Raw genomic sequence first — 20,867 nt, 5'->3', positions numbered from 1 at the left:
GAAGATATCAAAATGGGACAAAGTCAGCGTGAAAAAGAGCTAGTGGATAAGTTTTTAGAGGATACAACGCTTTTCCTTGGTCCGGAACCGGAGATGATGCATGACCATGGATTGGCGCCTATTACGGAGGTAGAGAAGGAAGCGATTGATATTGTTTCCAATACCACGATCAGTTTAGTCCGGAATAAGCTGCAGGCAGCTGCGACGGAAGCCTTTGAGATGCTGGAACAAATTGGGTCGGCTCCAGGAGCCAAATGGGGTGACCTGATTACCGGGTATTATACCGCTAGTGGAGATTTGTCTCTGGCCTGCTCCGGCGGTGTACTGCTCTTCTCTACCACAGCACAATATGCCGTAAAGTTTACCAGAAAACACTGGGTAGATGAACCAACGGTTGGTGTAAATCCTGGAGATGTTTTTATGCACAACGATGCCCGCTATGGCGGTATTCATAATGCCGATCACAGCATGATGCTCCCGATTTTCCATGATGGAAAATTGATTTCCTGGGTAGTAACTGTTGTTCATGAAGGTGAAAACGGTGCCGTCGAGCCAGGAGGTATTCCTTCTGCTGCTGAGTCTAAGTTTATGGAAGGGTTAATGTTGTCTCCGATTAAGGTAGCGGAGAATTATACGCTCAAGAAAGATTTGCTTACTTTTATGCAGAACTCTGTTCGAGAGCCAAAACTTCAACTTCAGGATATGAAGGCTAAGCTTTTCGGCGCCATAAGGATGAAGGAGCGGATTGAAGAAGCCCTTGAAGAATTTGGTGTAGATGCAGTCGTTGCCACACTGCGAAAAACACTTGACGGTACAGTATCGGAAGTCAAGCGCAGAATCTCTAAGTGGCAGGATGGGACTGTCCGGACGATAGCGGTAGCAGATGGGACATTACGGGAAAATATTTTGATCAAAACGCAGTTGGAAGTGACCAAAAAAGGGGATGAACTTCATTTCGATTTGAGTGGGTCCTCGCCCGAGTTTGCGAATCGCTCCAACAATTGCACCAACGTTGCGTTTAAAGGGATGATTTCCCAATTGTTCCTGCAGTTCATCTGGCCGGACATGCCTCGTAATCAGGCGGTGGTAGCGCCAATGAAGTTTTCTGTGACACACAAATCAATCTTTGATCCAGCCTATGAGACACCGAATGCTCAAGGTATGATGACGATCTTCCCGTTGTTTACAGCTGCACAAATGGCTATTACTAAATTTCTATATAGTGCGCCCGAACGTCATACCAAGATTCTGGCACCCTGGTACAACATGATTGCTACTTTCCTTTATGGGGGGATTACCCAGAACGGGGAGACCGTGGGGAACATCGGAACCGATTTAAACGGAATGCCTGGTGGAGCCCGTGAGGATATGGACGGAGAGCATGCTATCGCTCCAATCTTTGCTGCTATGGCGGAACAAGGGGAACAAGAGCTCTTAGAAGAAGAAGTTCCGATGATGCACCTTTCGCGCAGGCTTGTGAAAGACAATCAAGGATTTGGGAAATTCCGTGGAGGTCAGGGCTATCAAATGATGGTGGCTGTTAAGGACAGTCCTTTCTGGGGCCTAATGGCAACAACTATCGGCTCCAAATACCCAACCGTTTACGGTCTGTTTGGAGGATATGGTAGCCCATCGTACCCTCTTGCTAAAGTGAAGGGAATAAATGTGTTTAAAACCCTTGAAGAAAATCCGGAGCAATTCCAATACACAATGGAAGAAGTTATGAACAATCGTCCGTTTGAAGGAGCCAGTTATACCACACACCATCGTGGGCTTCAGTTTGAGCCTGTGAAAGAGGGAGAACTATACATTGTTACACAAGGGACCGGTGGCGGTTACGGAGATGTATTGGACCGCGATCCGCAACTGGTAATGAAGGACTTGGAAGATGAATTGATCTCAGATTATGTCGCTCAGAACATTTATCACGTGGTGTATAATCCGGAGACCTTGGTACTAGACAAGAAAGCGACAGAAGAGAAACGTCGAAAGGAAAAGGAAGCTCGCAAAAAGAGGGGGGTTTCTTACAAGGAATTCGTAAAGCAATGGGTTACCAGCGAGCCACCTGCCCATCTGCCATGGTATGGTTGCTGGGGAGACACCAATGTGGTCTATGCAGGATCGCCGTATACTAAAATGCCTTCTGATAATCTTGAATCCGTCATTCTTCCTGATCCGAAGGATGTCCGAATCGCCCAATTAGAAGCTCAGTTAAAGCAAGTAACAAGGAAATAAGGAGGGGGAACATGAACAGCCAGTTCCAAACTTTGTTTCAATCTGGAAACAGGAATATACCTAGGATTTGGTTGGATTCAATCGCGTATGCAAACCGTTTGTTTGCCGGGGAAAGCAGGAGCTTTGGCGGGATCCTACATCCCTAATCTCCGTTTTAAGTCAGGCTCAAGGGTTGCTCCAATCGGATGTCATCCACTTTCCTCTGCATCAGGTCTACGCTGCCTGGGTCGAAACTCAATCACAGGAAGTAGAGCGATGGATAGGTAAGAGACCCACTTTTGCTTTGAAAAAACTGCTGGCTTCAGAGGTAACGCGGAACATTGTTATTGATGTGTTAAAAGGGATGACGATTGTGAATCGCGATTCCAAACCCTTGGTCCTGAGTCTTGGGTCTCCCCAGAAATGGCTGCAATGGATGAGCGAAATAGTTCGTCCTGGAGAGGATCCATCCATCAGTCATGATGATGTGGACAGTGCGTCGATGTATCTTGCGGATTATCTGCGCACTTACTCCACGACAGGCATATCCGCCATTGTACTGGAAGAGGCCGTTCATCCACCTATTGGTTTGGCTGAAGCGATAGAACTTTATCAACCTATCCTGAATTTGGCTGGTCATTACCAGTGGTCTGTTGGACTTTCCTTGACGGGAGAATCAAATCAATGGACCGGGATAAACGAGCATGTCGATTTCACCCTTTTCGGCGAAAGCACAATCCCCCCTTGTTTCCATATTGGCAACAAGGGAAGGCAATTGGCGGAGGGTTGAACCAAGCGTTTTGGATGAGCAATGAGAAAGTGGCTGGATTTAAACTTCCTCTTGAAGCTCTCTTATTCGGCACTATTCCAGAAGAAGCTAATTCCGGAAATGGTGCTGGAGCATTTGAAGGAACTGCGCCAAGTAGCCGCACATTAAAGGGAAATAAATGTTGTAGGTGGAATGCCCTCACGGTGGAATGGTCCGTGGGGTCAAACCTCTTTTTAAGTCTTGCGTAAACCATATTGGGAAAATGCAGGCCGCCATATCAATTAGGCTGTGGAGGGATAAAAATGCTTGAAACAACTCTTGGTGAATTATTCGATAAAGCGGTTAATCAGTATGCAGACAAGATTGCAGTAAAAGACTACCGCCGAAGCATCACATATGCGAAATTGGGGGAAGAAGTCAATCGATGCGCAAACGCCCTTTTTCAACTAGGGATACAGCCCGGAGACTGTATATCCTTGTGGATGCAAAACTGCATTGAATACATTGTTTGTGAATTTGCTATTGCCAAACTTGGGGCAGTCCGCGTCCCGATGAATACCTTTCTGAGTGAAGCGGAAGTGGCTTATCGTCTGGAGGATGCCGAAGTCAAAGCGGTGATATGCGGGAAAGAATATCTTGATTCTGTGCGAAATACCTTACAGCAGATTTCTATCCAACCTCTGGTGATAACGGTGAGAGGTGAAGAGGAAAACAGCTTGGAGTCTTTGATCCAGAAGTCCTCTCCCGATTCTCCTCAGGTTGTGGCTGGGTATGAAGATCTGGCAGCGATTATGTATACAGGGGGAACGACCGGTCGTTCTAAGGGGGTTATGCATACCCACAAATCAATAATTTCCTTAATGTATAGTGAAATTATCGAATTTGAAATAGAACGTGGAGTGGTGATGCTGCATGTGGCACCACTGCCGCATGCAGCCGGTTTCATGATTTTGCCCGGTTTGCTTCGTGGAGGTTGTCATATACTTGAGCAAGTTTTTCTTCCAAAAACGTTCTGTGAGACGGTGGAGCGTGAAAAGATAACTTTTACTTTCCTTGTTCCTACTATGATTTATGCTCTCTTGGACTTACCTGATCTTCATATGTATGATTTGTCTAGCCTTCGAACTTTGACATACGGAGCAGCCCCGATGGCTCCAGCAAGGATTAAACAGGCTTTAGAAACTTGGGGACCGATTTTGATACAGGTCTATTCGCAGATGGAAGTGGCCAATCAATCGACAATTTTATCTAAGGAAGATCATCAAATTAGGGCTGCGGAGGACGATGAAAAAAGATTGTCCTCCTGCGGCTGTGCAATCATCATGTCTCAGATAAAAATCGTGGATGATGAAGGCAAAGAGGTTCCCCAGGGAGAAGTTGGAGAAATCATTACTCGAGGGCCGCACATGATGAAAGGGTATTGGCGGATGGAAAAGGAAACTTGCAATACGATCAAAAACGGTTGGCTGCATACGGGGGACATAGCCTACCAGGATAAGTTGGGTTACATTTATATGGTAGACCGTCAAAAAGATATGGTAATTAGTGGGGGCTTCAATATTTACACGACCATGGTGGAGAAGGCTTTATTCGAGCATCCAGCAATACGTCAGGCAACGGTGATTGGAGTTCCGGAACGAAAGATGGGGGAAGCGGTTAAAGCCTTTGTGGTGGCAGATCCAAGTAACCAGCCAAACGAAGATGAACTCATTCAGTTCTGCAAAAGCCGCCTGGCTAAATACGAAGTACCTAAGTCGGTGGAGTTTGTGGATTCACTCCCTGTAACCGCGTATGGGAAAATTGATAAAAAGGCTCTTCGGGCACCATTCTGGGCTAACCTTATCCGCCAAGTAAACTGAATTTTTATAATTATAAAATAATATATTTTTCCCTTTTATGATGAGAATGTTGGTTGTACAGGAGTTTCAATATTTAGATTTTGTTTGGGAGGCGTTTTCGTGGCGGAAAAAGTATATATTGTGGGTGTCAGCATGACACCATTCGGACGACATCAAAGTTTAACCGTAAAAGATCTTACGCGTCAAGCTATTAGTGGTGCGCTAGTGGATGCAGGCTGTAAATTGAATGATATTCATGCAGCGTTTTATTCGAACACGACGCAGGGGTATCTAGAGGGACAACATTTTATTCGGGGCCCGATTGCTCTAAGAGCCATGGGCTTTCAGGAAATTCCAATCATTACGGTCGAAAATGCTTGTGCCAGCGGTAGTACAGCTCTGAATTTAGCTGTCCAATTTTTACGTGCTGGCGAAGGGGAGATAGCCCTGGCTGTGGGAACGGATAAAATGTACTCGAAAGATAAACTAAAAACCTTTGGTATTTTTGATTCAGCATGGGATATTCATACGGTTGAAGAAAACAAGAATGCGCTCCTAAACCTTGTTCAAGGAGTGGAAGTGCCTGTGGGAACAACATCTAACGAACCTTATAGCGCATTTATGGATGTGTATGCTGCATTTGCCCGTTTCCATATGCAAAAATATGGTACTACTCAAGAGCAAATTGCAGCTGTTGCAGCTAAAAACCATCAACATTCCGTTTATAATTCACTTGCCCAGTATCAAAGGGCTTTTACCATTGATGAGATTTTGGCAGCGCCACCCATTGCTTACCCTCTAACAATTCCTATGTGTTCACCAGTGAGTGACGGGGCATCAGCTGTAATCCTCTGTACAGAAGGTGCGATAAAGCGCTATGGACTAAATAGGAATCGAGCAGTGGAAGTACTTGCCAGCGTGATCCAGTCAGGAAGTGAGCGGAATCCGGAAGATGTAGGTCGCCATATTAGTCGTCTTGCAGCCAAAAAAGCATATGAGAGGGCCGTGTAGGACCAAAAGATATATCTGTTGCGGAAGTTCACGATGCTACGGCAGTGGGCGAAATTATTCAAGTAGAAAATCTCGGGTTTTGTGAGTTTGGTGAAGGAGGGGTCTTAGCAATTCGGGGAGATACCAAGATAGGTGGTCGCATTCCTGTCAATCCATCTGGTGGATTGGAGTCAAAAGGGCATCCCCTAGGTGCAACAGGACTGGCGCAGGTCTATGAACTGGTCGGACAGCTTCGTGGGGAAGCAGGAGCAAGACAGGTGGAAAATGCATCATTAGCAATTGCTGAAAATGGTGGCGGACTGTATGGTATTGAAGAAGCTGTTTGCAGTATTACGATTCTATCGAAATAAAAAGCATACCAAAATTAATGACGTGCATGCCACCACTTTTAGAGCCCTTTAGAAGATTCTTTTGTCCAAATGGTATTAAAAGCTAATGTTAGATTTAGAAACATTAAACTAGAGGAGTTGCAGGTGAACTAGCTGCAAAAAATACTAAAATGGTGCCATCTGGCGCTATGGAGGCTACTTTTCAAACTTATGTAGGATGTCTGCTTTGTCCATCCATATTATTCTTGGAAACAAAGCTTTTATTGGGATAATTAGTCAGCTTCGCAAACCAAATAATAAAGGATATGAAAAAGCTAATAAAAACATTGTTAAGATCTTTTACTCTTTTGCTCTTTTATTCTTTAAAACTGTTTATTCCGACCCTAGATAATCTAGATGGTGATTCTCATGAAATCCTTTATATCGTAGTAGATGAAAATACAGGGGGAGAGCAAGTATATCTATTAAACCCATTCGAAAAAAAGAGGCCTCGTAGTGGTGTCCCACTACGATCTACGTTACAGCTTAAAAGGTTTTACTAAATGGCCTTGCCTATCTATCCGACAGGTGTCCGTTCTGCTGGTGTAGGTTGGGCTTTAGGGAAGGCTAACTCGATAATTGGTCCAATTATTGGTGGGATCATCCTTTATCTCAATGGACCTGCAGTATCTTCTATGGACGGGCCATACCTTCGTTTTTTAAACATCAACAATAATAACAAGGTGGGATTGTTTTGGAAAAATTAATTATTTCTGTTGCTACAACAGGGGCTTTTACTAGCCGCGAGCATACTCCTTATGTACCGATAACTCCAGAAGAAATTGCAGACTCTGTATATGAAGCGTGGCAAGCAGGGGCAGCTATCGCTCATATACATGTGAGGGATAAAGAAGGAAACCCAACCCTGGATTTAAATACCTATCGTGAAGTAGTCAAACGAATACAAGACAAATGCGATATCATTCTCAATTTAACTACGGCAGGAGGACTGGATCTTCATGAAGAGGATCGGATCCGGGTGTGTGAACTAAGCCCTGAGCTTGCTTCATACGATGCAGGTTCCATGAACTTTGGATCTGCGGTATTTGAGAACTCTCCTCAAATGCTAGAGAGATTGGCCAGTAAAATGCAGGAATATCAAGTAAAACCGGAAATTGAAGTGTTTGATATTGGGATGATTCACAATGCCTTAGATGTTGCAAAAAAAGAATTAATTAAACCACCATATTTTTTTCAATTTGTACTAGGTATAAAGGGTGGGATGCCCGCTACAGCTAAAAATCTCATGTTTCTCAAGGAGAGTATTCCAGAAAGTTCCATTTGGTCAGCCATTGGGGCGAGTAAGAATCAATTAGCCATCAACACCATGTCCATTTTACTTGGGGGACATGTGCGCATAGGGATGGAGGATAGTATTTATTATCGTAAGGGTGAGTTAGCTAAAACCAACGCTCAATTTGTAAAGAGAATAGTAGACTTATCCAACACACTGGGACGAGAAATCGCCACACCAAAGGAAGCTAGAGAGATGCTAGGTTTAAAGAAAAGGAGTGTACTTATTCCTTGATGTAATCATCAAATAATGCAAGCAAGGACTTAAAAGCTTCATGGCACGGGGATATAGATGGGATTCAGGATGTGTAGCCTGTCTCCTTCAAGAAAAAATGGGTCAGAAAACATTGTTTACAGGCCTTTTCCGCGATGCCCAAACTGTTTGCCGGGGATATCGCCATGGAAGTGACGATAGAAGCGGTTCAGGTCTTTGGCGGATACCTATGCTAACAATAGAAGGCTTCCATTTTGTCAAAATACCTAGAGGTTATCTTCTGTACCTGTTATAAACTGACTGACCGGTCAGTTACACTTATTAAGACAATAGTAAGTCATTTGGAGGGACAATATAATGCAATTTCAATTATCGGATGAACATGAAATGATGCGGCGAATGGTTCGTGAATTCGCCCTAAAAGAAGTCGCACCTACAGCTGCTTCACGTGATGAAGAAGAAATATGGAATATGGAGATCTGGAATAAGATGGCGGAACTTGGTCTTACGGGAATACCCTGGCCTGAGGAGTACGGAGGCGCAGGTGCGGATTTTTTAAGCTACGTGTTGGCTGTTGAAGAATTGTCAAGAGTCGATGCTTCGGCTTCAGTAATATTGTCCGCTCACTGTTCCTTGGCAAGTTGGCCTATTTATAAATTCGGTACAGAAGACCAGAAACAGACATACCTGCGGGCTTTGGCAGAAGGTAGGATGATCGGAGCTTACTGTCTTACAGAACCTGGCTCCGGCTCTGATTCAGTAGGGATGAAGACGACAGCAGTGCAAAAGGGAGATGAATGGATACTAAACGGTTCCAAAGTTTTTATAACAAACGGTGGCTATGCAGATATTTTTATTGTATTTGCACAAACAAATCCCGAACTAAAGCATAAAGGAATTGCGGCCTTCATCGTGGAAAAAAGTTTTCCCGCTTTTCGATTGGTAAAAAAGAGAAAAAGCTGGGGATACGTTCCTCTTCAACCACTGAGGTCATTTTCGAAGACTGCATAGTTCCAAAACAAAATATGCTGGGACAAATTGGAGACGGTTTCAAGATTGCCATGATGACCTTAGATGGCGGTAGAAATGGGATTGCCGCCCAGGCGGTAGGGATAGCCCAAGGTGCGTTGGATCACGCTCTTGCTTATGCCAAAGAACGCGTACAATTTGGTAAACCCATGGCGAAAATGCAGGCCATCCAGTTCAAGCTGGCAGATATGGCTACCAAGATCGAGGCGGCGAGGCTTCTAACTTATCAAGCGGCATGGCGTGAGGATCAAGGAGTTTCATACGGACTACAATCCGCCATGTCTAAGCTGTTTGCAGGTGATACCGCTATGGAAGTAACAGTAGAGGCAGTCCAGATTTTTGGCGGTTACGGATATACCCGAGAATATCCAGTTGAACGCTTTATGAGGGATGCTAAAATTACACAAATCTATGAAGGGACCAATGAAATTCAGCGTCTTGTTATCGGAGGATATTTGTTAAAGGGCTAGTTGGAAAAATATTCATTTAGATAATGAGGAGGATTTATCCATGAACATATTAGTTATCTTAAAGCAAACATTTGATACTGAAGAGAAAATCTCCATCCAGGATGGCAGAATTCAGGAGGATGGAGTAGAATTCATCATCAATCCTTATGACGAATTTGCTGTAGAAGAAGCAATCAAGATTCGGGATGAATTTCACGGTGAAGTAACAGCCATTACTGTCGGCCCGAGCCGCACGGAAAATGCACTGAGAACGGCATTAGCAATGGGGGCAGATAAAGCCATCATAGTTGATGACGAGTCGCTGTTCGGGGATGAGTATATGATTTCTAAGGTACTAGCTGCTGTGATTAAGGATCGTTCCTACGATGTTATTTTAGCTGGGAATATATCGGTTGATAACGGGGCAGGGCAAGTTGCCTTGCGCCTGGCGGAAGAATTGGGTATCGCACATGTAGCCTCGGCTACGAAGCTAACAATCGAGTCTGAAAATGTCACAGTTGTCCGTGATGTGGAAGGTGATTCAGAAACTGTCGAAGCTTCTCTTCCTTTATTAGTTACTGCCCAGCAAGGGTTAAACGAACCCCGCTATCCGTCACTACCAGGTATTATGAAAGCGAAAAAGAAGCCTCTTGAAAGGCTTACTGCAGAAGACATCGGCGTGAAGGCAGAAGATATCCAAGCTAAAACTGAGATTCTGGATCAATATTTACCTCCAAAGAAGGAAGGAGGAAAGGTTTTATCTGGTGAATTGGTTGATCAAGTAAAAGAACTTATCCAATTGCTTCGCCAAGAAGCAAAAGTAATCTAAGGAGGAATCGAAGATGAGCAAAAAAGTACTAGTAATGGCAGAAATTCGTGATGGGAATTTAAGAAACGTTTCTTTTGAGGCTTTATCGGCAGCCCAAAAAATAGCCGAAGGAGGAGAGATCATCGCTGCCTTATTAGGCAACGGAACCTCCCAATTTGTATCTTCGCTAGGACAATACGGGGCGGACAAAGTTTACACGGTTCAAGATGAACGGTTGAATCAATATACACCAGATGCCTATATACAGGCGTTCACCCAAATAGTAAAGGAGGCGAACCCTGATGTCATCTTCATGGGGCATACGTCCATTGGTAAGGATCTGGCACCTGGTATTGCATCGAAGCTAGGCTTAGGATTGATTTCAGATGTGACAGATGTGGTGTTGGAGGGAAGAGAAATTATTTTTACTCGCCCGATTTATGCGGGGAAGGCCTTCCAAAAGAAAAAGGTATCGGTTGGTACTATCTTTGCAACGATTCGCCCGAATAATATTGATGTGGAGGAAGTAGATCCTCAAAAATCAGTTGAAGAAATTGCCTTCCCTGCTGACATCAAGGACCTTCGCACGATCGTAAAAGAAGTGGTTCGGAGAGCAGTAAGGGGAGTAGATCTTTCGGAGGCGAAAATTATTGTATCAGGCGGTAGAGGGGTAAAAAACGCTGATGGCTTTAACATGCTACAGGAGTTAGCGGATGTTCTGGGTGCTGCAGTAGGTGCTTCTCGTGGGGCCTGTGATGCCGAATATTGCGATTACTCAATGCAAATTGGACAGACGGGAAAAGTGGTTACCCCGGATCTATATATCGCTTGCGGAATCTCTGGTGCTATTCAGCATTTAGCAGGAATGTCTAATTCAAAATTCATCGTGGCAATCAACAAGGATCCGGAAGCGCCGATTTTCCAAGTAGCGGATTATGGAATCGTAGGTGATTTGTTTGAGGTTGTTCCTCTTTTAACAGAAGAGTTTAAAAAGGCACTGGTCACCTGTTAAATATTTAGTACAGGAAAGCTGTAAGTTGTAGCGTGTTGTATAATTTAGTCCCCTCTAAAAATTAGCATTAGAAGCAACATCCATAGAAAAAATGGAAAAAGCGATTATAACGCATATATACTTTGCATTGATGAAAAAGAGATGTTTAATATGCTTCTTCAGCCAGAAAATAAAAAGCTATTTTGGGAGGTTATGAGATGGTTTTTACTAACTTAAAACAAAAGCTGGTAAAAGTGAAAATGGAAGACCAGATCGGCATGTTAACGATCAATCATCCACCGGTAAACGCATTAAATGCAGAGGTCATGGAGGAATTGGATCAAGCTATCAAAAGGATTCGTGAGGAAAAAGGATGTCGTGCTCTCATAATAGCAGGTTCAGGTGACAGGGCTTTTGTCGCCGGTGCAGATATCAAGGAGTTTATCGGCCTAGATAAAGAAAAAGCAATTGCATTATGCCATAAAGGGCAAAAGATTTTCACAAACATAGCAGACCTAGAGATGCCAGTAATCTGTGCTATACAAGGATATGTTCTCGGTGCAGGGCTCGAATTGGCTTTATCATGCGATATCCGGGTTGCCGATAGTTCAGCTTTTTTCGGGCTGCCTGAAGTTGGATTAGGAATCCTTCCAGGTTACGGAGGAACACAGCGATTGACGCGATTAATCGGGGCAGGAAAAGCAAAGCTCTTGATTCTTTCAGGTGAAAAGTTTAGTGCAGAAGAGGCGCTGCAATTCGGTATAATCGAAAAATTAGTTTCAGAAGGACAAGTGTTACCTACAGCCATAGCGCTTGCAAAGACGATTTTCAATAAGGCCCCCATTGCGGTAAGCAAAGCTAAAAAGGCAATTGATGTGGCAAGTTTTCTTGAACTGGAAAAAGGACTCAAGCGTGAGGCCGAATTGTTTGGCGAATTATGTGAGACAGAAGATAAAAAAGAGGGTGTACGTGCCTTTCTTGAAAAAGATCGTCCTGTTTTTACAGGGAAGTAACCCCTGCTTTTTTATATAAATAATTATCTGAATTTTTTTTGCTTTCTAAATTATGAAATGAACTTATTTCACTCCATCTAAACCAACCATATAAAGGATGGTCTGAAGCAGATTGACCGTTAGAAATTTCAATTTTCATTTATGGAAAAAATGAATAGATTTACAATCTTATTTCAAATGGAGGAATTAGCTATGCGTGAAGTTGTTATTGTTAGTGCAAAAAGAACACCAATTGGTGATTATTTCGGAGCGTTTAAGGATATAACCGCAGTGGACTTAGGAGTACACTCTTTAAAAGCGGCCATTGAAGCATCTGGGATTGAGGCAAATCAAATTGAAGAAGTGGTGGGAGGTCATATTTACCAAGCTGGTTGTAAAGGGAATACCGCGCGGCAAGTTGCATTAGGAGCCGGGTGTACTGTAGAGACGGTTGCTTCCACGATTAATCAACAGTGTCCGTCATCCTTGCGAGCAGTAGAAATCGTCGCCCAAAATATCATGCTAGGCAAGATTGATATCGGAGCAGCAGTTGGATACGAAAGTATGACGAATGTTCCTTATCTGTTACCAAAGGTTCGCGGGGGGTTGAAGATGGGAGATAGTTCAATCGTGGACTCCTTACTTAATGACGCATTGGTAGATGCTTTCAATAATTATCACATGGGCGTAACCGCTGAAACTCTTGCTGAGGAGTATCAGATCAGCCGTGAAGAACAAAATGAACTTTCAGTCATTAGTCATCAGAGGGCGTGTGAGGCCATTCGCAATGAAAAATTCAAACAGGAAATTGCACCAGTTGAAGTTAAGTCAAAAAGAACCACAAAAATAATTGATACTGATGAACATCCCAATCCAAATACAAGTATCGAAACATTGTCAACATTGCGTCCCGCTTTTAAAAAAGAAGGAACAGTTACAGCCGGAAATGCTTCTAGCCTTAATGATGGCGGAGCAGCTGTCATTCTGATGGCGAAGGAAAAGGCAATCGAACTGGGACTGAAGCCATTAGCTAGAATTGTCGCTTCCGCATCCGCTGCAGTAGATCCTAAAAAGATGGGAATTGGGGTTGTTCCCGCAGTTCAAAAAGCCTTACAATTTGCCGGCTTGCAAATGAATGATATTGATTATTGGGAACTAAATGAAGCTTTTGCGTCCCAATTTTTAGCTGTCAGTCGTGAACTTAAAATTCCAATGGATCAAGTGAATGCAAATGGTTCCGGTATTTCATTAGGTCACCCAGTTGGTTGTACGGGAGCCAGATTGTTGACCACGTTAATCTATGAAATGCAGCGTCGCGGTTCTAAGTATGGCTGTGCATCTCTTTGTGCCGGCGGTGGACCTGCAGCAGCAATGATTGTGGAAGCTCTATAAAACTTAAAAAACGATAAGTCAAAAAGTGAGGGATTGAGAAATGGGAAAGACAATCGGTGTAATCGGTGCAGGAACAATGGGAAACTCAATAGCGCAGACAGCTGCTGCTGCGGGGTATCAAGTGATTCTGCAGGATGTACAGGAAAAATTTTTACAAAAAGGACTTGATAACATTCGGCGTAATCTAAACCGGTCTGTTGAAAAAGAAAAACTTTCCAGCCAGGAAGCGGAGCAAACGCTCGGACGTATACAGGGAACGATTGATATTGAAGAACTTGCAAAAGCGAATATTGTCATCGAAGCGATCATTGAAAACATGGAGAGCAAAAAGTCATTGCTCCAAAGGCTTGATGCGGTGTGCAGACCGAATACGATCATTGCCTCCAATACATCAGGGTTAAGTGTTACTGAACTTGGAAACTGTACAAACCGTCCATCTCAAGTGATCGGAATGCACTTTTTCAATCCGGTACCAGTCATGAAGCTGGTGGAGATTGTCCGCGGTCAGGAAACATCCAACGAAACCTATGAAGAGATTAAGCAATTGGTTGAGAAATTTGGCAAAAAAGGGATAACTGTACATGATGCACCATTATTTGCCGTTAATCGTATTTTGGTTCCGATGATCAATGAAGCAATTTTTGTGCTCGCAGAGGGAACGGCCAGTGCGGAGGATATTGATGAAGGCATGAAATTGGGAGCCAATCATCCGATTGGACCTCTTGCCCTGGCGGATCTGATTGGTTTAGACACCTTACTGTTTGTCATAGAAACATTATACACAGAGACATCTGACAGTAAATACCGCCCATGTCCATTATTGAAAAAGCTGGTACGTGCCGGACATTTAGGCAGGAAAACAGGCAAGGGATTTTATCAATACTAAAAATCAGCTGATGGGCATGAATGAAGCGAAATTAGTAAAGATTGAAAATGAAATCGGATTCATTAGATTAAATCGCCCGAGAAATTCAATTCATTGTCCAGAGATTTAGTTGAATCATTCACTCATAACTTAGAGAGTTTTGTAAAAAACGAAAAAGTGGAAGTCATTATTGTGTCGGGTGAAAGAAAAGGATTTTGTGCAGGCGGAGATTTAGAGACAATGAAGAATTTATCAGAGGCAAATGTCAAGCTGGAGTATATGCAAAAAGCTTCAGCTTTAACCAAAACCATCCTGAACCTGGACAAATATGTCGTTTCCGCTGTTCATGGATTTGCAGCAGGAGCAGGCTATAGTAATGCGCTTGCCTCTGATTTTATTGTTGCAAACAAATCCGCTAAGTTTGGCTTGAATTTTGTTAATGTAGGGGTCATTCCTGATCTGGGATTAATGAAGCTACTTTCCGAGCGGGTACATTAAGCCTAGAGAAAGAATGGATCTTATCTGGGAAAATTATAACACCAGAAGAAGCCAAAAATTGTGGGATCATTAATCGGATCACAGAAGGAGATGTCCTCCAGGAAGCCATTGAATTCTCTCAGTTTATTTTAAATGGACCGCAGGTCAGCAATAAATATGTAAAACAGATGATGAACCATGGTATTCAGATAAGTTGGGATGATGTCTTAAAGCAAGAAAATATGATTCAAGCCATGCTGATGAAATCGGAAGATTACGAAGAGGGAATTAGTGCCTTTTATGAAAAACGCGCTCCTCAATTTAATTAAATTTAGGTGAACATGATGGAGAGAATGAGCTGGATTATTTTCTGAAAATACAGGGATATCCTTTGTATCATTAGATCCACTAAATAATAGATTGAGAATTTCAGAGAAGAAAATGAACTTTTACCAATAGGGGATGAAATGATGCAATTTCAATTATCAGAAGAGCATGAAATGATACGAAAAATGGTGCGGGATTTTGCGAGGAACGAAATTACACCAACAGTCGAAGGATGAAACTGTTCTGCAAGTACTTTGTGAACCTGGTAGACCGGCTACTTCTAATGCCTATCTATGGTTATATCGTACAGGAAAAGAAGGACCTCCGATCATTCTTTATGATTACAAAAAAACCCGAGCAGGAGAAAATGCAAAAAAATTCCTTAACGGTTATAAAAGATATTTGCAAGTAGATGGCTAAGCTGGGTATCACAAAATCCCTGATGTAAAACTTGTCAGTTGTTGGGCACATGCCCGAAGGGGATTTACAGATGTACTGAAAGCTGTACCTGCTAAAAATATGAAACCCTTGACTGCGACAGAAGGACTAAATTTCTGTAATCAACTTTTTGCCATTGAGCGAGAATTAAAAGAAATAAGTCCCGAAGAACACTATAAACAACGTCTAAAACTAAGCAAACCAATACTAGATATTTTTTTGTCATGGTTAAAAATTCAAGAACATAAAGTATTACCTAAGAGTGGGCTTGGGAAAGCCATCACATACTGTCTAAACCAATGGGATAAGTTAGTTGCATTTTTAGAGGATGGGCGATTAGAGTTCGATAATAATCGTAGTGAACGCTCGATCAAGCCTGTTGTGATCGGAAGGAAGGCTTGGCTCTTCGCGAATACACCGCGAGGTGCTAGAGCCAGTGCTATTATTTACAGCATTGTGGAGACAGCAAAAGCGAATGGATTAAATCCATATTACTATCTTCGCTATCTTTTTGAGCAGCTTCCCAATATGGATACGACAGGTGAAAATGCCTTAGACAAGTTACCTCCTTGGTAAACAACGCTTCCAGTTACTTGCATAGTCTTTAACAAGTTATCTAGATAATACTATTCAACCCCCATCTTATAAAGGTGGGGGTTATTTGCCGCTTATATATAAAATAACGCTAATATCCTTTAAATATTATAGGTATTAATAGGATAGAGTAAAGTGCCTCAGTTAAGGCATATGTAAGGATTGTTATTTGCGGTCTTCAGGTTGGATTTAATTCTACCGAAAAAAAATCACTAAACGAGGTGTAATGACATGCTTGTTAAAGAAATGTATCTGATTGTCTATATTATGAAGAATCCACATTGACCTATTACCTTTACCATTTACTTGCGGAGAAGAAAATTTCATTAGATGACGACGTTTCTAAAATAGATTTAGAACAAGCGGATCATCAGAAAGTATTGATTTTGATCCAAAACAATGTATTAGGTATATACAAAACTTGTATCTTCTCATTGAAGATGAGCCGAAAGGCATTTGTGTTTATCTATGCAAGAAGTGAGGATGAGGCCATCCAATTCTATCACCAGTTCTTTCATAGGACCCCATTGAACTGTCACGAATATCCGCTAGAATTTGAGCTTAATAGAGAAAGTGGTAACATTTCGTTTCGGGACATGAAAAAGGAATTCAGGAGTTTTCCGGCTATAGCGGGATATTTCACAAGAAGGTGCTGAGAGAGAAGAGCAAATTTAGGAAGCCCGTAATATAGTCCAACATGAAAGTGACGCTTGCAATCTCCTCAACAGACACTTTACGGTAGAAATATAAAATGAAAGGAAATATTTGTGGAAATTTTTCTTATGAAATAATATTAAAGTAAGCGAGCAGATTATATATCGTATAGTAGCATATAGAACAGAAGGTTTCCATTTGGATAAAAAGGAGGTGTCGATTTGGGAAAAATTATTTTATTTGACGGTGAGTGTAATTTTTGCAACCGAATGGTCCAATTCATCATTAAAAGGGATCCTACAGGAATCTTTAAATTCTCTTCTTTACAAAGTGTTGTTGGAAAAGGAATGTTACTTAAGTATAATGTTCCAGGAAATATCGACAGTCTCGTTCTTATCGAAGATGACCATTGCTACCTCAAATCAACAGCAGCCCTCCGCATTTTCAAAAACTTAAACGGCGCATGGAGGGTGACGAAGTACTTATTAATGGTTCCAAGGCCCATTAGAGACTTCTTTTATAGTATTATTTCAAAATATAGATATCAACTTTTCGGCAAAAAGAATGATTGTATGATCCCTTCTACAGAAGATAGAAAACGTTTCTTATAGAAGTAGAAGAAAAGCTCTTTGGGATCCTAGAAATTGGACTTAATAAACTTCCTAAATAAAGCACCCAACGATTGGGTGCTTTGTTATTCGTGAATGCTTTTTTAGTTTGCAAAAGTTGTGTGTTTTGCTTTCCATTTCTCCATGGCAATCATCAACCAGAAACTGTAGATTCCCAATGTAATGATGACGAAAAACCACCATTTAATCCAATTACCGAATAATCCAATTGCCGTTCCGTTGAATTGTAATCTTCTGCCGTTGACAACGGTATGTCTATATTTCCAACCTAGGACCATAGTAATTGCCCATGGGTAGCATATTCCTAATGTACAAATGGTGACGAGAAATCCTAAAACAGACCACCCTATATATTGAAGTAAGCCTCCATCAAAATATGATTTATCTTCTGATTGCATGATCTTTTTCCCCCTGTTTTGTTAACAACAGGACAATTATACTGCTTTGGATGACAAAATTGAATAAGGAGATTAAATTACCACGTCGATTATCCTATGACACTCCGGGGTGTGATATATCAATAGTCCCATTCTGTTGCGAACAGGCGAACAGTGACAGTCACTGTTCGCTACTGTTCGTCAATAGATTCCAAAAAAAGCTTGGGGGAAATTGTAGGGAAAGTAAAAAGGAGTGATACTTCGATAATGAAGGTCGCTTTTTTCTTATGGAAATAATGAAAAAAGTTCATTCAATAAAATTTCATAAATAGGAAACATTTATTAGGTATTCTAAATTAATATGAAAAGTTTGGGATCAAATTGTGCAAGAGTTTATAATTAAACAGCCGATTTGTTCATTTATGGATGCCCGACAAAAGGGTAAAAATACTGGAAAATTACTACGAGAGAAGAGGTCTATTTTTGAAAAAAATTAAAGAGTGGATATACTTTATTATGATTTTAATACCGATCGTTATCGTGCTGCGATGGGCGATTGGTACAAATATTGTGGAAGGAAATTCAATGCTGCCTAATTTTCATAACCATGAAGTAGTGTTGAGGGAACATATAACGAATGTGTTTCATCCTCCCACTTATAATCAGGTTGTTATCGTTGATGCAGGATCAATGAACATCATTAAAAGAGTTGTAGGGCTGCCTGGTGATACATTACAGATTAAGAATGGACAATTATATCGTAATGGAAAAGTGGTCGATGAACCTTATATTAATGAAAAAATGACGGACACCTACCCGTTTAATACTTCGTATAATTTAGTGCAACAGCCTTATACTGTTCCAAAAGGGCATGTGTTTGTGATGGGGGATAATCGGAACATTAGCGAGGACAGCCGTTATTTCGGACCGTTTACGAACGCACAGATTAAAGGGGAAGTTATTGCAGAGTTGTTCCCTGTGCCTTCCGTTTGGATATATCCTGTCTATATCGTGATTATCGGGATATTGGTGTGGGGGTATTTACCTAAGAAAAATAGATTAGGGTAGTTTTTCCCTGTGAAGTGGAACGAAAAAAACCAGCTAATTGTTTGTAAACATTTTGGAATAAAGGTAAAATCCAAAATGAAACGAGGCGTGAAGGGCCTTTGTAGTAGGAGGGCAACATGGAAAAAATATTAGAGCAGATATTGAACGAACTTAAAGAACTTAAAATGAGGCAACAACAATTAGAAGGAGCATTTAAAACAGGTCAAGAGCACTTAGAAGATCAAATAGATAGCCTTCGAAGGTCCATCATCAAAGATTTGTCGCCTTCGATAGAAACGGATACGCCGATTGAAGAAAGCGATGTTAAGATTCAGACACGCTTTGAACGTTATTCCAGAACCCCGTTGGCAGAAGATACTGAAAAACAGTATGAGGAAGACCTGCAAACCATGGAGCAAATCAGCACGACAGTCGAAGAGGACATTCAAAAGGATGATGGACTCTCTGGAATTACAACCGACCAAAAGGTTACAGAGCATCTATCGAATCCAAAAAATAAGGAACTTAGGAACCTTGTTAATACTGCTGTAATAGAGGCACAGGATCTGTTCCCAGATCGTAGAATAACCTTGGAAATTCGCGGAGAGCTCCTTTTCCTGGAGATTGAAGGGAAAGACGAAAAGGACATCAAAACCCTGCAAAAGCTGCTTTCGATATCATCGCCCTTCGAGGAGTTTATCATCGATTTAGATTTTCAGTAACAGCAACACCTTAAAAGTTAGCTCCACCCTTTCGGGGATGGGGCGTATTTTTTTGGATTAGATTTTGTACGGGAAAAAACATTACCGTGTTATAGAGGCATCATTGCAGATAGCTGCGATAAATGCCCTTCATGAAAGTTGAGAAAAAGAGGACTGGATCATTATTTAAAAAGACGAAAGGAGTTATAGGATAGGTATAGTTTTCGCATCGTAGACATACTCCAAAAATTAGATGAAGATATTGATCGTAATCAATTAAAACATCTTTTAAAAGAGATATAGTAAGTAGGGAATTTACGTTTGACGCTGCCTACCATTTGCATAATTATGAGGGCAAATGTAAGAACCTTCACGGTTATATTTATAAGGTCATTATAAGTTTAAAATCGTTATCAAAACGTATGTTCTTAATTTTTAGAGATAGTTTAGTATAATGGGGTGATTAATTGAGAATATTATTTTACTTAGTAGCGATTATTGCTGCCAACGTAGTAACTGCAGCATGTGCCCCGTTACAACTTGGCATTTTCATTGTTCCAATGGGTACTTTCTTAATTGGGGCAACTTTTATTTTACGAGATTTGGTACAGAACAAACACGGACGCGTAAAAACATATATTTATATTGGACTTGCATTAGTTTTGTCTGCTCTCGTATCATATTTGCACGGTGATACCTTATCAATTGTTGCTGCATCGGCAGTTTCCTTTGCACTATCAGAAACGAGTGACACAGAGATCTATACTCGATTAAGATTGCCGATGGTATGGAAGGTATTCTATAGTGGAATCGTTGGTGGTTTTTTTGATTCAGTGGTTTTCGTCATTATTGGATTGAGTCCATTAGGATCTAATATTTTGCCATGGGCAGCAGTTCCAATGGCTATTTTAGGGCAAATAATAGTCAAAACGGCAATACAAGCAATTGGGGCTATGGTTCTTCATCAGGTAATAATGAAGAAGGAAAACATAATCGTTAATTAATTTTAAAAAAAGACCTTTAGGTCTTTTTTTTTAACAAAATGAAAGAAAATGCTTAAATTATCGGAGAACCAGGCATTAAATCTGAAAAGCAACCTTATGTCGCTTTAACATACTTATTTAAATCCCAATAGTAAAAAGAGAATATTAAAAATTTTTTGAATATTTTGTATTGACGTTCAAAGTTTATATGTTTATGATAGTGAATATAAAGAATACATATTTCATAACTAGTGGTTATGTATTTTTGATTTGGTTCATTGATCCTTTTTACAAAAGGCCATTTTTGAAAATTTATGAATGCGTATTCAATTTAATCAAGTGATATTTTATCCTATTTATTGAAAAATAAAAGGAGGTTTTATGAATTGATCATTAATTAAGTTGGC

General features: G+C 41.2%; 21 protein-coding genes and 5 pseudogenes. 25 read left to right on the top strand and 1 reads right to left on the bottom strand.

Annotated elements, in window-relative coordinates:
- The first annotated feature begins 12 nt into the window (after positions 1-12).
- The 21 genes and pseudogenes from RCG17_RS01590 to RCG17_RS01500 all read left to right on the top strand — a co-directional run bounded on the left by RCG17_RS01590 (position 13) and on the right by RCG17_RS01500 (position 17,334).
- Positions 13-2,235, top strand: a complete 2,223-nt coding sequence (locus RCG17_RS01590) for a hydantoinase B/oxoprolinase family protein (protein WP_308173553.1) — start codon at positions 13-15, stop codon at positions 2,233-2,235.
- Positions 2,236-2,246: 11 nt separating this feature from the next.
- Entirely contained in the window at positions 2,247-2,381 is a 135-nt protein-coding gene (locus tag RCG17_RS01585; protein WP_308173552.1) for a hypothetical protein, read from the top strand.
- Between the two features lie 137 nt (positions 2,382-2,518).
- Complete coding sequence (locus RCG17_RS01580) at positions 2,519-3,004, top strand: hypothetical protein (protein ID WP_308173551.1); 486 nt, start codon at positions 2,519-2,521, stop codon at positions 3,002-3,004.
- Positions 3,001-3,231 (top strand): hypothetical protein, encoded by a 231-nt coding sequence (locus RCG17_RS01575; RefSeq protein ID WP_308173550.1) that lies wholly within the window; start codon positions 3,001-3,003, stop codon positions 3,229-3,231. The genes RCG17_RS01580 and RCG17_RS01575 overlap by 4 nt, the downstream gene beginning before the upstream one ends.
- Positions 3,232-3,285: 54 nt before the next feature.
- Entirely contained in the window at positions 3,286-4,842 is a 1,557-nt protein-coding gene (locus tag RCG17_RS01570; RefSeq protein WP_308173549.1) for a long-chain-fatty-acid--CoA ligase, read from the top strand.
- Positions 4,843-4,941: 99 nt separating this feature from the next.
- The gene (locus tag RCG17_RS01565; RefSeq protein WP_308173548.1) at positions 4,942-5,832 is read left to right on the top strand and encodes a thiolase family protein; all 891 of its coding nucleotides are present in this window, start codon (positions 4,942-4,944) and stop codon (positions 5,830-5,832) included.
- A 44-nt stretch (positions 5,833-5,876) separates the two neighbouring features.
- Positions 5,877-6,182, top strand: coding sequence for a thiolase C-terminal domain-containing protein (locus tag RCG17_RS01560; RefSeq protein WP_308173547.1), 306 nt, complete (start codon positions 5,877-5,879; stop codon positions 6,180-6,182).
- A 122-nt stretch (positions 6,183-6,304) separates the two neighbouring features.
- A pseudogene (locus RCG17_RS01555) lies at positions 6,305-6,433 on the top strand (malonate transporter subunit MadM); the annotation flags it as partial.
- 270 nt (positions 6,434-6,703) lie between these two features.
- Complete coding sequence (locus tag RCG17_RS01550) at positions 6,704-6,907, top strand: hypothetical protein (RefSeq protein WP_308173546.1); 204 nt, start codon at positions 6,704-6,706, stop codon at positions 6,905-6,907.
- Positions 6,895-7,728 carry a beta-keto acid cleavage family enzyme gene (locus RCG17_RS01545; protein ID WP_308173545.1) on the top strand — a complete coding sequence of 278 codons (834 nt, stop codon included), beginning with the start codon at positions 6,895-6,897 and terminating at the stop codon, positions 7,726-7,728. The genes RCG17_RS01550 and RCG17_RS01545 overlap by 13 nt, the downstream gene beginning before the upstream one ends.
- Positions 7,729-8,064: 336 nt before the next feature.
- A pseudogene (locus RCG17_RS01540) lies at positions 8,065-9,206 on the top strand (acyl-CoA dehydrogenase).
- Between the two features lie 40 nt (positions 9,207-9,246).
- Positions 9,247-10,014 carry an electron transfer flavoprotein subunit beta/FixA family protein gene (locus tag RCG17_RS01535; RefSeq protein ID WP_308173544.1) on the top strand — a complete coding sequence of 256 codons (768 nt, stop codon included), beginning with the start codon at positions 9,247-9,249 and terminating at the stop codon, positions 10,012-10,014.
- A 13-nt stretch (positions 10,015-10,027) separates the two neighbouring features.
- Positions 10,028-11,005, top strand: a complete 978-nt coding sequence (locus tag RCG17_RS01530; RefSeq protein ID WP_308173543.1) for an electron transfer flavoprotein subunit alpha/FixB family protein — start codon at positions 10,028-10,030, stop codon at positions 11,003-11,005.
- 197 nt (positions 11,006-11,202) lie between these two features.
- Positions 11,203-11,997, top strand: a complete 795-nt coding sequence (locus tag RCG17_RS01525; RefSeq protein WP_308173542.1) for an enoyl-CoA hydratase/isomerase family protein — start codon at positions 11,203-11,205, stop codon at positions 11,995-11,997.
- A gap of 192 nt (positions 11,998-12,189) precedes the next feature.
- The gene (locus RCG17_RS01520; protein WP_308173541.1) at positions 12,190-13,368 is read left to right on the top strand and encodes a thiolase family protein; all 1,179 of its coding nucleotides are present in this window, start codon (positions 12,190-12,192) and stop codon (positions 13,366-13,368) included.
- 40 nt (positions 13,369-13,408) lie between these two features.
- Positions 13,409-14,254 (top strand): 3-hydroxybutyryl-CoA dehydrogenase, encoded by an 846-nt coding sequence (locus tag RCG17_RS01515; protein WP_308173540.1) that lies wholly within the window; start codon positions 13,409-13,411, stop codon positions 14,252-14,254.
- A 93-nt stretch (positions 14,255-14,347) separates the two neighbouring features.
- Positions 14,348-14,731: an enoyl-CoA hydratase/isomerase family protein gene (locus tag RCG17_RS01510; protein WP_308173539.1), complete on the top strand. Its 384-nt coding sequence runs from the start codon at positions 14,348-14,350 to the stop codon at positions 14,729-14,731.
- Positions 14,698-15,039 carry an enoyl-CoA hydratase/isomerase family protein gene (locus tag RCG17_RS28210; RefSeq protein WP_374120936.1) on the top strand — a complete coding sequence of 114 codons (342 nt, stop codon included), beginning with the start codon at positions 14,698-14,700 and terminating at the stop codon, positions 15,037-15,039. Before RCG17_RS01510 ends, RCG17_RS28210 begins: the two co-directional genes overlap by 34 nt.
- 141 nt (positions 15,040-15,180) lie before the next feature.
- Positions 15,181-15,261: pseudogene (locus RCG17_RS28205) on the top strand (acyl-CoA dehydrogenase family protein); the annotation flags it as partial.
- 7 nt (positions 15,262-15,268) lie between these two features.
- Positions 15,269-16,051, top strand: a pseudogene (locus RCG17_RS01505) (IS66 family transposase); the annotation flags it as partial.
- A gap of 893 nt (positions 16,052-16,944) precedes the next feature.
- Positions 16,945-17,334: a thiol-disulfide oxidoreductase DCC family protein gene (locus RCG17_RS01500; protein ID WP_308173538.1), complete on the top strand. Its 390-nt coding sequence runs from the start codon at positions 16,945-16,947 to the stop codon at positions 17,332-17,334.
- A gap of 101 nt (positions 17,335-17,435) precedes the next feature.
- Here RCG17_RS01500 and RCG17_RS01495 read toward each other — a convergent pair whose 3' ends face one another.
- Positions 17,436-17,750, bottom strand: a complete 315-nt coding sequence (locus RCG17_RS01495; protein ID WP_308173537.1) for a YjgN family protein — start codon at positions 17,748-17,750, stop codon at positions 17,436-17,438.
- Between the two features lie 462 nt (positions 17,751-18,212).
- Here RCG17_RS01495 and lepB point away from each other — a divergent pair, with 462 nt between their 5' ends.
- From lepB to RCG17_RS01470, 4 genes and pseudogenes are all read left to right on the top strand, one after another.
- On the top strand, positions 18,213-18,797 hold the full coding sequence (gene lepB, locus RCG17_RS01490) for a signal peptidase I (RefSeq protein WP_308173536.1): 585 nt from the start codon (positions 18,213-18,215) through the stop codon (positions 18,795-18,797).
- Between the two features lie 116 nt (positions 18,798-18,913).
- The gene (locus RCG17_RS01485) at positions 18,914-19,498 is read left to right on the top strand and encodes a hypothetical protein (RefSeq protein ID WP_308173535.1); all 585 of its coding nucleotides are present in this window, start codon (positions 18,914-18,916) and stop codon (positions 19,496-19,498) included.
- Between the two features lie 207 nt (positions 19,499-19,705).
- Positions 19,706-19,881, top strand: a pseudogene (locus RCG17_RS01475) (6-carboxytetrahydropterin synthase); the annotation flags it as partial.
- 63 nt (positions 19,882-19,944) lie between these two features.
- Entirely contained in the window at positions 19,945-20,481 is a 537-nt protein-coding gene (locus RCG17_RS01470) for a VUT family protein (protein ID WP_308173534.1), read from the top strand.
- Positions 20,482-20,867 lie beyond the last annotated feature (386 nt).

The sequence above is a fragment of the Neobacillus sp. PS3-12 genome (assembly GCF_030915385.1).
GTDB lineage: Bacteria > Bacillota > Bacilli > Bacillales > Cytobacillaceae > JAEVLT01.
The sequence above is the reverse complement of the archived record's forward strand: the minus strand, read 5'-3'. Positions and strand labels throughout refer to the sequence as shown.